Source organism: Helicobacter sp. MIT 03-1616, assembly GCF_000765685.2.
Taxonomy (GTDB): Bacteria; Campylobacterota; Campylobacteria; order Campylobacterales; family Helicobacteraceae; genus Helicobacter_C; species Helicobacter_C typhlonius.
In genome coordinates this window covers 131,922-145,361 of record NZ_JROY02000003.1, presented here as the reverse complement: position 1 = coordinate 145,361, position 13,440 = coordinate 131,922, and the positions used below count along the sequence as shown (strand labels likewise).

Sequence of the window (13,440 nt, the reverse complement as noted above, 5' to 3'; positions counted from 1 at the left end):
CCTCCTTATTAGAATCTACTTTGTAATTTCGATTTTTGCCTTTTGTCGCAATGCTTGAATCTTCTGTATCATACCGCCTTGCACACTTTGCATTTTAAGATCATTTTCAATCATCTTTTTTGCCTCATTATAAGGGATAATCTTTGGCTCGCTCTTACGCTCAAGATAGATGATATGATAGCCAAAAGGTGTAGCCACAGGCTCTTTGCTATAAGTGCCGGGCTTCAAATCAAAGGCGGCTCTTGAAAAATCAGGGTGCATCATCGAGCGTTGGAATACGCCCAAATCGCCACCATTTTTTTGTTGCTTTGAAGCCGGATCAATAGATTTTTCATTTGCAAGCTCAATAAATCGTGCCTCCACTTTGTTTTTTGCTGCTTTATCAAGCTCCTTGATTATTGCTTTCGCTTCAACTTCACTTTTTACAAGAATATGTCGTGCCTTACCCTCTTGATTGATGAAAAGCCCCTCATTTTCTTGATAAATCTTGCGTATTTGCGCATCGCTCACATTTGCCACTTGTATGCTATCAGCTTGTTTTTTTGTCCATAAATCAATTAAAAGATTATCTTTGACATTGTTTATAATCTCTGTGTATTCCTTAGAAGTATCGAGCTTTTCCTGCTTTGCAGCTTTTAGAATAAGCTGACGATTGACAAGCTCATTAATCAACGCTTCCTTTTCTTGGTCGCTCAATTTGGAATAATTAAAATTAGGAATGGTCTGTTTTAAAATCTCCATATCCTTATCGGTAATTGCTTTGCCATCGACCATCGCATAAGTCTTTGCATATATAAAAGGCGCACACATACAGAGAATTCCTACACATAGTTTAAGTTGTATTTTCATTTTTTGCTCCAAAATTTAAAATGTGCGCGATTGTAGCACTTAAAGCTAAATAAAATGTAAGTGTGCTAAAAGTTGCGCTCCCTAGCAATGTCTTTAGCAAATGCAATGCAGGATTCAAAATTTGCACTTGGGCTTACATACGCAGTGATGTGCTTATCAAAACGCGCAAAGGTGCTCTGCCCTATCGCTATGGCAATATATAAATCCTCCCAACCAAAATTTGCCACAAAGCTATCATACGCGCTCGGTGCGCTAAAGATAATCACACTCTTAGGCTTTGGCTTTAACTCTAATGGAAGTTTTTGCGGGATATTTTCATACATAATCGCCTCTTCAATACAGATTCCAGCATTTTTGAGGATAGAATCTAACCCAGATACAATCTCTTTGGCGCGGAGATAGAGTGCCCTACGCCCTTGCAATAGCGGGATAATCTCTTGTGCGAATGTCTTGCCGTGCGCACTTTTGCCTACAAACTCCACTTTAGCTCCCTGCTCGTATAAAATTTTCGCACTCGCCGGACTTATCACAAAGCTCGGTATTTCTTTCCAATGTGCGAGAATAGGGCTAAAATGGAGGGTATTTGGGAGATTTTGCGAGGCGGATTCTATAAGTGATTTTATCGCATACGCAGAAGTGAAAATAAGCGCGTCAATGCCTTCTAGTGTATGTGTGAGTGGCGCAAAAACAATTTTATTTGTAATGAGGGACCTTACCCCCTCAATCTTTCTCGTGCCCGCCAGCACCACCCCATAGGTTTCATTCATACTTTTTGAAAAGATTCCAAAAATACAAGCCCACCACACCGCTAAAAATCAACGCAATGCCAAGTATAAGACTAATGAGCGTTGCCAAAATTTCGGGGAAAAGCACAAATAAGACTCCTAGTAGCACATAGAATAAGCCTGTCATTGTAATGCCAACTTTCACGCTTTTTTCTACCATACGAGAGAGCTTGTAGGCGTGGATAAACCACAAAATCCCTTTGAGAATAAGCCACAGAGCGATAAAAAGCGGTATAAAGTTTTGCGCGATGTCTTCTCCGCCAAAAAGCAACACCAAGCCAAACACGCACGAGAGGATACCATCGACTAATATCATCGCATAGCGCATTTGCATAAAATAAATAATCTCGCCCAAACCACTCAAAAACATAATAAATCCCACGAAATAGGTAAGAAATGCCATTGTATCAAGAGGATTCACAATACACACCGCACCCAGCGCAATAAGGGAAATACTAAAAGCTATCCACAACACACGATTAAAGTGCATTTCTACTCCTTTAAATTTATAAATTTTATGCAGATTCTATATTTTTAGAATCTGCTTGCGTATTTTTTGAAATTGCTAAAACTAAGCCAATGGCAATACAATTTGCGATAAGTGAACTCCCACCATAACTCAAAAATGGCACTGCAATGCCCTTTACAGGCGTGATACCCGAGATACCAAAGGCATTGATAATGAGTGAAAAACCAAGCAAAAGTGCCACGCCAACACAAAAAAGATAGTACATTTTGTGCGAGGTGCGATTTGCAATGCGAAAAAGCCTAAGAAGTATATAAGCAAAAAGTAACACTATGCCAAAGAGCCCCACAAATCCAAGCTCCTCGGTAATCCCAGCTAATACAATATCCGTATGCACATCACTTAAAAATCCAAGCTTGATATAGCCCTCACCAAGTCCAGAACCGAAGAATCCACCGCTTGAAATAGCATTTGTAGCGTGATAGATTTGATAAGGTTCGGGTAAGCCACCTATGCGGAGGTTTTCCGCCCAGCCCTGTGGCAAGAGAGCTAGAACTGAATCTTGTGCGCTCGCCCACCACGACTTTACACGCAAGATTCTATGCGGGCTCGTGATAATAGCAAGAAATGCCGTGCCAATTGTGCCTAAAAATATCACACCAAGCAGCCGCAAACTCCCCCCAGCAAATAAAAGCATAACACCAAGTGTCAAAGCCAAAAGCACCACCTGCCCCAAATCATTCTGCAACACCGCAATAAGCACCACCGCCACGATGAAAAGCACGAGATAGGGAATAAAGATTCTAATCTCATCTTTCATTGATAAATGCACATTGCTGACAAACTTACGCGAAAAACTCCACGCCAAAAAATACACAAAACCAATTTTGAAAAGCTCGGAGGGTGCGAGAGAAATAAAAGATAGCCTAATCCAGCGTTTCGCCCCACCGGCAGAGCTTACAAGCCCTTGTGGCAAGAAGTGCATACCCACCATAAGAATGATAGAGATGATAAAAATCGCTAAACCAATGCGTCTAAAATAAGTGTTTATATCTATACGAGAAAGTAGCCACATTAGCATAATGCCAAGACAAGCAGCGATAAGCTGACGCGTAAAAAAGTGAATTTGCGAGTAACCATAAAAACTTGTGATATATACCCCTAAGGAATAGGACATTACCACACCAATACTTAGAAGCAATATAACAGCATAAAAAAGCTTAGAATCCGCCATAGCACTCACTTTGTTTTATGATAAATCTTTCATTGTATTATGTGAAGAAAAACTAGCAATGCGATATTACCAAAACATTGAGAAAATGTAAATTTAAGCCATTGTGAGCAAAAACTCCTCTTTAATCGCCCAAACATCAAGCAAGACATTCTTTGCTCGGTGGCTGTTTATTTCAAAAATACTTACAAGAAAATAAAGAATTTTGTTATAAGAATCTTAAGTAAAAGTTTATAATTCTTAAATACAATAAACAAAAATCAAAACAAAAGGACTTCCTATGAAAATCTATAAAGTTTTTCAAACACTTGATGCAATCTACATTTTTCTACTTAGTATAGGCGTTGGGTGCATTATTTGTGCTGGATTTTCTGCTGCTACTATCTTTCGAGCCGCTGATTTTGTGCCAGATTTGACTAGAAGTGATAGCGGCTTGATTATGGGGCTAATTTTTATCAAATGTAATTATTTATTCAATTTTCTTGCGGCTGTGATTATCATCTATGAATTGACAAGTAGCTACTTCACGCGGTATTTTAGCCACGCCAAGCACAGAAAAATATGGCTACTACTCGGCGGGGTAAATGTCATACTCATCTTTCTATTCACGCTTTACTACACGCCTTATATTATGGAGGCTCAAGCCTTAAACACGATTGATACTAAAGCATTTGATTCTATGCATAAGCAAAGTGAGCTTGTGTTTAAGATTCTCCTTATTACGCTTAGTGCCTCTGCGCTATGGAGAGGCATCATCGGCACTCGCCCACAACACGCAAACGCACAACCTTGATGTTAGAATTACATTAAGTTATAGATTCTTACACTTTAAGAATCTATAAGCTTCAAGGCATAATATTATTGCTTGTTTCTTGCAATCACAAGCAATGAGCCACCAAAGCAATTTGGCAAAAATAGTATAAGTTTGTTTTCTAAGCGACACATACCAAGCAATGCACTATTTATTAATCTAGGCGGTGGCACATCACGTAACTCTTTAGAATCTGTGTTTTGTGCTTTTGAAGCTGGGTTTAAAATAGCACGAGCTAATAAAAGTGGAGTAAGTGCGATAAAAAAATATTGCGCAGATTCTATACTTAAGCCACATTCACATATAAGCCTTGAGCTCACTTTTGATATACCGCCGCTTATGATGCACACTCACATCGTGTGCATTCCACAGCCATTTATGCGCTGGCACACTTAAGGCAAGTAGGCTTTTTCATTATTTTTCAACATACTCTTCATATTTAAAAGTGCATTTTTATCATCATCAATATGCTCTAGCACATCAAAAGCAAAAATACAATCAAACTCATCTTTAAAAGGCACATCAAGCAAATCCATACAATACAAATCCTTTATGCCATAAGTTTTGGCATATTCTAAACCTTGTGGGTGAATCTCCCCCAAAGCAATATTATGAAATCCTTGAGAGAGAAAATGCCTTGTAACACTCCCTGTACCTGCGCCCACATCTAGAATCTTTGCGTGTTTGCCACTATCGTTTGGATAAACATTGGCAAGTATGCAGCTTACACTTTGATAAATAAACTCTCGCCTTGCAATATGCCAAAAATGCTTATTTTCAGCCAAATACAGCATATCCATACCTTGCGTTGGGAAATGGTGTGAGGGAGCAATATCTAAATGATCAGATTCTAAAGAAGAGATATTATGCGGGGGGGCAATTAAATAATATTCCCCTACAAAATTGGGATTTTCAGTCTTTTTGGCATATTATTTTAAACGATAATCACCCATTTCTTTATAATCTCTGTCTCAAAATCTACGCACATATTTTTGGCACTTCTGATTTTGTATTACGTTTTTTAGCACGATTTGGATACTTTTTGGTGTAATCACAAGCTATATCATTCTCTACAAACATCATTACAAATCCCTTGCCCTCCTTTATACTATCTTGTTCTCCTTGTCTCCGCAAACTATATACTACGCACAAGAATGCCGCAATTACGCTATGCTACTCTCACTTACAAGTATTTTTTGCACTTTGTTATATCTTATCTTTGAATCAATGCACGATAGATTAAACTCACGCATTAATAGTTGGTATTTCTTAGGTATTTTGCTCTGTGGAGTAGCATTAGTCCTCACGCATTATTATGCCTATGTTTTTGTATTTTGTGTGGGTATAGTTTTCCTTATACAAAGTATTTTTACTCACAAATTTTTTAGACCGCTTTTTATATGCTTTGGACTAATGGGACTTGCTGGAATCATATGGATAAGTATTCATCATTTATATGGTGGTTTTTTGTATCGTATGGATGCAGCGTGGGTATTTGAAAGTAGCCTGTGGTGGCTACTTTTTAGCACTATTTTGTCTTGTTTTGGCAAATTTACTTGGATTCTCATTGCTTGTAGCCTACTTTTTGCCTTTAGATATAGTGGTTTTGCTCCTTATAGGCAATATACACCATTTTTGTACATTGTAGGTTTAGAGTTCATTATCATAAGTCTTATATTTTTTAATCTCTCGCAAACAATGGACAAACGATTTTTTATAGAGATTTGCATTCTTATTTATTTCTTTATTGCAAATGTTTTGCTTTATTCACAAGCATTTTTACGCTATTTAAAACCCATTGTCTTAGCCATTGCATTGACACTCACAGCACATAGTTTTTTTATTAACGCAAATTATCATAAAGAAGATTTACGCGCAGGAAGCGAATATATAGCTAAACATTTTGATTCTACACAATGCCTCCTACCTGTCCGCCACGATTACTTTCCTTTCATTTCTTTTTGTTTTCAAAAACTACACAAATAGCACTATTTTTAGCTTTTATTTTTTCATTTGAATATGGTTTAATATCAGTTGATTTCTTTTTATTTGGGAACTTTTAAGGGAACTTGTTTATACTATCTCAAAAGTTTTATTTAAGAGAGGTAAGTAATGAGCCGCATAGCCAAAACAATCCTTTTTGATAAGGATATAAGAGCATTACAACCAAAAGAAAAGAAATATCGTGTAGTTGTAGGCAATCCTAGTGAGCTCATCTTGTTTGTGTATCCAAGTGGCACAAAAACCTTTGCACTGCGTTTGAGAAATGGTAATAAGGAAAAAAATATCCCACTCAAACGATTTAGGCAAGGTATTTATAGTGTAGCAGAAGCAAGAAAGGAAGCAACAGAAAAGCTTAGAATTATTGAAAGTGGTGGTGAGTTAGATACAGACAAGTATCTCTTTAAGAATCTTTACAAGGATTTCATCGCACAAAAGCGTAAAAAAGGACAAACTCAAAGAACAATTAGAGTTGTAGAAAATTTATGTAATAGGCATTTATTGCCTCATTTTGGACATTTGGACGCAAGAGAGATTAAGTATTCAAATATTCTATCAGTCTTTAATACGATATTTGATTCTAACAATCCACGCTTACCTAGACTAGAGACAATTAAAAGAGCAAAGACTGCCTTGCGAAATATCCTAGCCCCTGCACTAAAAGACCGCTATATAGAGTATGACCCAACACTAGGGCTAGAAAAAGAATTTCCAAGCATTAAGAGGTATTACATAGACAATGATATTGACCCACGCCTTGCAGCATTGACTAAAGAGAATGATTTGCGTGAGTTTTTGCAAGATTTAAGTGCAGCACATATAGAAAAACAAATTAAGAGGGCATTATATTTGCAGATTCTATGTGTAAATCGCCCAGCAAATACTGCAGGTAGCAAATGGCAACACATAGATTTAGAAACTAAAGTGTGGAGCATACCTGCCAAAGAAATGAAAATGCGAGAGCCTTTTACTATTGCTCTTAGCTCTTATGCCTTAAGAATCCTAGAGCTACAAAAAGCAGACTTTGGTATGCTTAATAGCTCATTTGTATTCCCTACTCTTAGCAAAGAGGGACATATTCATAGAGACACACTAAGCAAGGCTTTAAGACGACTAAATAAAGGCAAATGGCAAGGCAAGGTTACTACTCACGGATTTAGAGCCACATTTAGAACTATATGCACTTTACATAAAGCTGAATTATTACAAATGGGTATTAGTGATGAAGTGATTGAGGTTTGTTTGGCACATAAAGAGACAAATAGTATTAAATATGCATATGAGCGAGAAAAAAGCACACTGCAACAGCAGAGGATTCTAATGCAATGGTATGGGGATTATTTGAATGCTTTGTGTGATTTTAAGCTCTAAGCACATTTTAATTGCCCTGCCCTATTTTACGCGTATTTATGACACAATTTATAAAAAACAAAAGGTGCAAAATTACCTATATAGCAGTATTTATAGGGTGTAAAAATCTACACTTTTTATATATATGTGTGTAAGGTAGTAATAATTTTAAAGCCTAAAAGTGCCTATTTATTGATGTTTTAAGCATATAAAAGTATTAAATTGTGATATTAATTTTTTGTGGAAATAATGTTTATCTATTCTTTTTTTTGCTATAAATCCTGCTTTTGAGGGGATTTTAGCACTTTTTACATTGACACAACAATCTTTTGTTTTATTATCCCTAGAATCTCTACTTTATCAATGTCATTACCACTTAATTTAATTTCTATGCCATTGTTACCTTTTAATAACACTTCATCAAGCCCAGATATAAAATATTGAAAAATGATATAGCTTCGCTTGAAACAAACAATAACAAAGTCTCCATTGACAGCCGCTGTATCTTTTAGCACAATTAAAATATCTCCATTACTTGCAAATGGCTCATTGGTGGTATTATTTAGTCTTATGAAATGATAGCTAGACTTGTAGTTTAGCCTAAAAAGTAGCTCAAAAAAATGTAATTTTAGATTATTTTTTTCTATGGAAGTATTTTTAGCATAATTTTCAATGCCATCATAGACAAAGCAGTTTGTCTCACCAAAATCACCTAGCATATCAATATCGCTAGGTTTTATATGATATTTCTCTACTGCTTCTTGTAGGGTCATATCAGTTTCAAAATATTCTCGCCCTATCCCCATAGTTTTATTAATCTTTTCAATTAAGATAGGTGGCACAGGATTGACTTTTCGCTCATAGGCATTTAGTGTTTCTCTTGTATAACCAAGCTTTTTACCAAACTCTTTTTGTGAGATTCCAAAAAATAAGCGTAGATTACGCAACTTTTCAGCTTTATTGATTTGTTCTGTCTGCTTTGTTTCCATAATTTCCTCTTGCGTATTTTTAACATAATTATATCTTAACAAATTAATTTGTTAATTTTCTTTAGGTATAGTTAAAATAATATCATTTAATATCTTAATAGCAGATATAAAAAGGAGATAATATGTTGGTAAGAACGAGGAGAGAGCCTAACAACCCAGCTGTGCTAAGCCCAAAACAATTTGAGATAGAATTTGGTATCAGCGTGGCTACACAATCCAAACTAAGAACACGTAAAAGCAAGAAAAACGATGGAGACTACGCAATACCATTCTTCAAGGTAGGAAACAAGGTTTGCTATCAGCGCGAGGCAATTATGGATTGGTTTTCTAAATTGCAAGAAAGGGAAACAAATCAAACTAATGTTGTAGAATGAAGGCAAGAAAAGGGAAATATAAGGAGATACAATGAAAACAGAAAAAGTAGAAAATTTACCTCTGGTAAATGGAATATTTAGCAATTGTGCCAAGTTGGCTAATAAGGAATATATGGCTCAGGCAACAGAAAGGTCAAAATGGTTAATAGATAACTTTTTAATGCGCGGCAGTTTAAATATGGTTTATGCCTCTGTAGGAGTGGGCAAATCACTTTTATCACTTGAATTAGCCTATTTTTTAGCTAAAAAGCCAAATGTATCAAAAGTCATTTACCTAGATGGCGATAATAGTGAAGCTGCATTAACTGCGCGCGGGTTAAATGAGATTGTAGAATCTAGCGGTGCAAAGCTGGAGTATTACTTTGTAAATCCTCATAAATATTTTAGTATCTTTAATAAACTCAAAGAATACAACCTAGAAAATGTCGTGCTTATCATAGATAGCATTCGCAACTTTATTAATTTTGATATTAAAGATGACATCAAGGTAACTCGCTATCTGCAAAGATTGCAAAAACTTAGAAGCAAAGGAGCGACTATTATTTTCTTGCACCATCAACCAAAACAATATGGTGAGGAGAATAATAAGATGTATAAAGGTGCAACAGCCTTTATAGATAGCGTAGATGAAGCGTGGTATGTATCAAAATCCTTTATTCAAAATAGTAACTCCAAAACTCTTAGCCTAGATTTAGAGCCACAAAAATATAGGTTAGATACAAAAGCACAAAGAGCAATTATAGATAATAAGACACATACGATATTTTTTCGTGATGATATTAGGATAGGACTAAGTCAAAAGCAGCAAATAACACTTGAACTTGCTCAAGAAGTTATTAATGCTAATCCAAATGGCATTATTCAAAGTGATTTAGCGAGACAAATAGTAAAGATTGCAAATGCAAATTACTATGAGATTGTAGGTAAAAATTCATTATGGAATTTACTTGCTGAATTTGAAAACAAACTCTTTAAAATCCATACTTTCACGCCAAAAGGTGGTGGTGTGCGAAAAATCTACACTCCACTTAATACTGCCATAGAATCTAAAACATCAAATAAAATCGAAACTAAAATAGAAAATACGCTCAATCTCATTAAAGCAGTCATCACGGAATCTAAAAATGGAATTGCACAAAAAGATTTAGCAGAGCTAGTTTGCAAAAAGGCGGCAAACAACTTAGAAATCGTGGGCAAAAATTCATTATGGAAGCTACTTGATAAGTATGATGGAGTGTTTTATAGGGCAGAAAAGACATATAGAAAAAGTGGTTATGGTATTACTAAAATATATTTGCCACTGCTAGATTCCAATAAAAGTATGAATAGTGAAATAATGGTGGGTTAATTTGCTATAATTGCCCATATATTTTGAAATTATGAGGAGAACTTATGACAGCACCTGCGACACAAAAGGCAATATTTGGCACACGATTTGAACTTGACGAGGAGAAAATCTTAAGAGAGAACATATATGACCTTGATATGATGTATGCAAAGATAGAGGAGTTTGCCACAAAAAGAGCTGGGCTAACAAAAGTCTCTAAGAATCACTATGAGTTTAGAGGGGAAAAGAATGCTCAAGCACATTTGGGGATTTTAGTGTTTAATTGCTTATCAAAATGTGATTGGTTCACTACAAATGTCAAAAGCTGGGAATGGCTAGGGGATAGCAATAATGAAAACTATGTGGGGGATATGATTGCATTGCTTAAAAAGGAAAAAATAGGTGTTTGGGCGTGAGTGAGAAAAAGCTTAAATCCATAGCCTTTGATTTGATTGCATTGTTAAGATATAATTTATAAAAAAAGGATAAATATGCTAGGCACACGATTTGAACTTGACGAGGAGAAAATCTTAAGAGAGAACATATATGACCTTGATATGATGTATGCAAAGATAGAGGAGTTTGCCACAAAAAGAGCTGGGCTAACAAAAGTCTCTAAGAATCACTATGAGTTTAGAGGGGAAAAGAATGCTCAGGCACATTTGGGGATTTTCAACTTTAATTGTTTGTTGCAATGTGAATGGTTTACTAAAAATGTCAAAAGTTGGGAGTGGCTTGATGACCAATATGGCAAAGATTATTCAAGCGATATTATTGCCAATGCTAAAAAATATAATCAGGGAGTGTGGGCTTGATTGAGGATAAAAAGCTTAAATCCATAACCTTTGACCTTGATACCAAAGCTTTGCAGGAGCATTATACTAAGGGTGATTGGCATAATGCTTACAGTGATATAAGCAATTTCTTAGGCAAATATGACTTTATCCATATGCAAGGCTCGGTGTATGATTCTATAACAAAATTTAGTGATGATGAGCTTGGTATTCTGATACAAACAATGGCTAAAGAGCTGAATTGGCTTCCTCAATGTGTTAAAAGCATAAGAGGTTATGACCAACCCGTAATGATTGATTATACACAACAACTTAAAGATAGATTCACGCAAGATTTAAGTTTGGAAAACAAACAAAACTTAGCTATAAAAAGAATGAAGCAAAAAATTAATGAGATTGATAAATCAGGTAAGCTAAAAGAAATGCGTCCTAAAAAGAAAGATAGGGATATTGACCGCTAATTTTATATCATTTACAAATAATAATTAAAGCGTAATCAAGTATGATTATTCTATATTTATATTGAGCGTATATTGCTTGTAAAATTATAAACCTCAATTATTGTGTAGTTTATGCAAATAGTCTGAAACAACCCCGCAAAACTCCTTACCATTGTAGATATGATGAACTGCAATCTGCATAGATTCTGTATATTTATGGGTGATATAAATAGTGTAAGTGTTGAAAATATAAGCAAAAAAACCTTGTTTATAAGAAGAGCCACCACAATCGTGCCATAAAATTCCATTAACCCCTTTAGTCCAAGGAAGAATTCCTCTGTGATACCAAACTCCCCTCTCATCTATAAAAACATATTTTGCTTTCATTGACAATACAACTAAAAAAATAAAAATAGCCTCAAAAACAAAAAAACAGGAAAGTATAATTGTTTGGTGTGAAAAAAAACTAGAGCAAAACACAACTATAGCTATAAAAATAATATGTGCAAGTATCATCTCAACATATGCAACCCAAGAAAGTTTATACTTCTTGGAAAGATATTCTCCTTGTGTTACCTCATTTATGTCCATACTACATGTGTCCCTTTAACTAACCTATTCAAAATTTATGGCTACTTGCCTACATTTCTATACTTTTCTGCTATAGATTTTCTAGGCTTATTGATGACTTCCATACCGCCCTTTTCGGCAATTTGTATTCTCCCACACTCTACAAGCTCGGCATATCTACTATTGCCAAATTTCTTAAGCTCATCATCAGTTACTAGCCCATACCCTACAAATCCAAAATAATCCTTGCTAGGATGCTTCTCTTCACCACCACGAGATTTGTATATTTTTTGACTTATCCCCTCTAGTTCAGCAGCTTCTCCTTTTCCTTCCCAAGCTTCTGGTGAATCAAAAATCTTTTCAAATTTATTTTCACACTCTTTAAGCATTTTACCTAACTCTGCCTTTTCTAACTTAGAATATTCCTCTACACTTTTTACAGAATCTCCACAACCACTAAGCGTAAGTGTCGCTACCACCACTACGCTAAATACTACTATCTTTTTCATTTTTTCTCCTTATTTTGCTTATTTTTTTGCTCTTTGCGGCATTTATCTAAATCTAACAATGCCTGCTCTCTTTGTGGCATACTCAAGGTAGAATCATTAGCCTTTTGCTCAAGATACTCGCATTTTGAATAATCTGTTTCATCACCTAAAATCATTTTTTCTGTGAATTTTACATATTCCGCACAGCCACTAGATGCTAACATTGTTGCTATCACTACACTAAATACTAAAGCTTTTTTCATTGTTGTTCCTTATCAAAAAATAAAGAGTTGTAACCAAATAATACAAATGCTATTACAATATGGAATTAAAATTGAACGATTATTGTAGCAAAAATTAGATAATTTTTCTACTCTTTAAAAAATTTGTAAAACTTTTAAGTGTTTTATGGGTATAACCTAGCTTTTGCCATACTTGACGCTTAGATTCTCCTCTATTTAGCAGAATCTTAATCTTGTCTATATCCTTATCGTATTCGCTACTGAAGCTACCCTTTGGACGCCCTAACTTTTTGCCATTAGCCATTGCTTTTTCAAGCCCTGCCTTTGTTCTTTGACTTATAAATTCTCGCTCTGTCTCATCAATATAGGCATAGATAGCAAGGAGCAATTTAGCATAAGCACTATTAAATGTGCTAAGTTCAGGTTGCCTAAGAAAAATCATTTGCACACCATTATTGCTTAACTCTAGCACTAAGTTCATCACTTCTAACATACTTCTTCCAAGCCTTGAAAGTTCTACTACAATGAGCAAATCACCACGATTTAATTTTGTTTTTAATTCTCCTATTTTGCGGATTTCTTGACTCTTTTTACTGCTTTGCTCTATCTCTATGAATTTATCAATATGTATGTCATTTATTCTGCAGTATTCTTGAATTTGTAACTTCTGTGTTTGCGTATCCTGCTTATTTGTGCTAATCCTAATATATGCCAAATTCATAT

The 13,440-nt window shown here is 35.3% G+C and carries 19 protein-coding genes; 8 read left to right on the top strand and 11 right to left on the bottom strand.

Features of this window, described 5'->3' with window-relative positions:
* Positions 1–15: 15 nt before the first annotated feature.
* The 4 genes from LS67_RS03150 to LS67_RS03135 form a co-directional block, all read right to left on the bottom strand.
* Positions 16–849 (bottom strand): peptidylprolyl isomerase, encoded by an 834-nt coding sequence (locus tag LS67_RS03150; RefSeq protein WP_034327178.1) that lies wholly within the window; start codon positions 847–849, stop codon positions 16–18.
* Between the two features lie 65 nt (positions 850–914).
* Positions 915–1,616: a uroporphyrinogen-III synthase gene (locus tag LS67_RS03145; RefSeq protein ID WP_034327176.1), complete on the bottom strand. Its 702-nt coding sequence runs from the start codon at positions 1,614–1,616 to the stop codon at positions 915–917.
* The gene (locus LS67_RS03140; protein ID WP_034327175.1) at positions 1,609–2,124 is read right to left on the bottom strand and encodes an HdeD family acid-resistance protein; all 516 of its coding nucleotides are present in this window, start codon (positions 2,122–2,124) and stop codon (positions 1,609–1,611) included. The genes LS67_RS03145 and LS67_RS03140 overlap by 8 nt, the downstream gene beginning before the upstream one ends.
* Positions 2,125–2,149: 25 nt before the next feature.
* Entirely contained in the window at positions 2,150–3,334 is a 1,185-nt protein-coding gene (locus LS67_RS03135) for an FtsW/RodA/SpoVE family cell cycle protein (protein ID WP_034327173.1), read from the bottom strand.
* Between the two features lie 277 nt (positions 3,335–3,611).
* On the opposite strand from LS67_RS03135, the gene LS67_RS03130 reads away from it, so the two are divergent.
* Complete coding sequence (locus LS67_RS03130) at positions 3,612–4,124, top strand: DUF4149 domain-containing protein (protein WP_034327171.1); 513 nt, start codon at positions 3,612–3,614, stop codon at positions 4,122–4,124.
* Positions 4,125–4,189: 65 nt separating this feature from the next.
* Here LS67_RS03130 and LS67_RS09895 read toward each other — a convergent pair whose 3' ends face one another.
* Together LS67_RS09895 and LS67_RS09890 are read right to left on the bottom strand one after the other, a co-directional pair.
* Positions 4,190–4,462, bottom strand: coding sequence for a hypothetical protein (locus tag LS67_RS09895; protein ID WP_236096332.1), 273 nt, complete (start codon positions 4,460–4,462; stop codon positions 4,190–4,192).
* Between the two features lie 72 nt (positions 4,463–4,534).
* Positions 4,535–4,936, bottom strand: coding sequence for a class I SAM-dependent methyltransferase (locus tag LS67_RS09890; RefSeq protein WP_052099862.1), 402 nt, complete (start codon positions 4,934–4,936; stop codon positions 4,535–4,537).
* A 376-nt stretch (positions 4,937–5,312) separates the two neighbouring features.
* Between LS67_RS09890 and LS67_RS03120 the strand changes: the two genes are divergently transcribed.
* Together LS67_RS03120 and LS67_RS03115 are read left to right on the top strand one after the other, a co-directional pair.
* A complete protein-coding gene (locus tag LS67_RS03120; RefSeq protein WP_034327167.1) occupies positions 5,313–6,128 on the top strand; it encodes a hypothetical protein in 816 nt (271 codons plus the stop codon).
* Positions 6,129–6,254: 126 nt separating this feature from the next.
* Positions 6,255–7,514, top strand: coding sequence for a tyrosine-type recombinase/integrase (locus tag LS67_RS03115; RefSeq protein ID WP_034327165.1), 1,260 nt, complete (start codon positions 6,255–6,257; stop codon positions 7,512–7,514).
* A 287-nt stretch (positions 7,515–7,801) separates the two neighbouring features.
* Here the strand turns inward: LS67_RS03115 and LS67_RS03110 are convergent, their stop codons facing one another.
* On the bottom strand, positions 7,802–8,482 hold the full coding sequence (locus LS67_RS03110) for a helix-turn-helix domain-containing protein (protein ID WP_034327163.1): 681 nt from the start codon (positions 8,480–8,482) through the stop codon (positions 7,802–7,804).
* A 122-nt stretch (positions 8,483–8,604) separates the two neighbouring features.
* On the opposite strand from LS67_RS03110, the gene LS67_RS03105 reads away from it, so the two are divergent.
* The 5 genes from LS67_RS03105 (at position 8,605) to LS67_RS03085 (ending at position 11,438) form a co-directional block, all read left to right on the top strand.
* Positions 8,605–8,856, top strand: coding sequence for a hypothetical protein (locus LS67_RS03105; RefSeq protein WP_034327161.1), 252 nt, complete (start codon positions 8,605–8,607; stop codon positions 8,854–8,856).
* Between the two features lie 31 nt (positions 8,857–8,887).
* A complete protein-coding gene (locus tag LS67_RS03100; RefSeq protein WP_052099861.1) occupies positions 8,888–10,204 on the top strand; it encodes an AAA family ATPase in 1,317 nt (438 codons plus the stop codon).
* A 44-nt stretch (positions 10,205–10,248) separates the two neighbouring features.
* Positions 10,249–10,599 carry a hypothetical protein gene (locus tag LS67_RS03095; protein WP_034367189.1) on the top strand — a complete coding sequence of 117 codons (351 nt, stop codon included), beginning with the start codon at positions 10,249–10,251 and terminating at the stop codon, positions 10,597–10,599.
* Between the two features lie 75 nt (positions 10,600–10,674).
* Positions 10,675–10,998, top strand: coding sequence for a hypothetical protein (locus LS67_RS03090; protein ID WP_138109574.1), 324 nt, complete (start codon positions 10,675–10,677; stop codon positions 10,996–10,998).
* Entirely contained in the window at positions 10,989–11,438 is a 450-nt protein-coding gene (locus tag LS67_RS03085) for a VapD (RefSeq protein WP_052082129.1), read from the top strand. Before LS67_RS03090 ends, LS67_RS03085 begins: the two co-directional genes overlap by 10 nt.
* A gap of 93 nt (positions 11,439–11,531) precedes the next feature.
* Here the strand turns inward: LS67_RS03085 and LS67_RS03080 are convergent, their stop codons facing one another.
* From LS67_RS03080 to LS67_RS03065, 4 genes are all read right to left on the bottom strand, one after another.
* Positions 11,532–12,008, bottom strand: coding sequence for a hypothetical protein (locus tag LS67_RS03080; RefSeq protein ID WP_034327726.1), 477 nt, complete (start codon positions 12,006–12,008; stop codon positions 11,532–11,534).
* A 41-nt stretch (positions 12,009–12,049) separates the two neighbouring features.
* Entirely contained in the window at positions 12,050–12,496 is a 447-nt protein-coding gene (locus LS67_RS03075) for an EexN family lipoprotein (RefSeq protein WP_034327728.1), read from the bottom strand.
* Positions 12,493–12,738, bottom strand: a complete 246-nt coding sequence (locus tag LS67_RS03070) for a hypothetical protein (RefSeq protein WP_034327729.1) — start codon at positions 12,736–12,738, stop codon at positions 12,493–12,495. The genes LS67_RS03075 and LS67_RS03070 overlap by 4 nt, the downstream gene beginning before the upstream one ends.
* Positions 12,739–12,832: 94 nt before the next feature.
* Positions 12,833–13,438: a recombinase family protein gene (locus LS67_RS03065; protein WP_034327731.1), complete on the bottom strand. Its 606-nt coding sequence runs from the start codon at positions 13,436–13,438 to the stop codon at positions 12,833–12,835.
* Between the last annotated feature and the right edge of the window lie 2 nt (positions 13,439–13,440).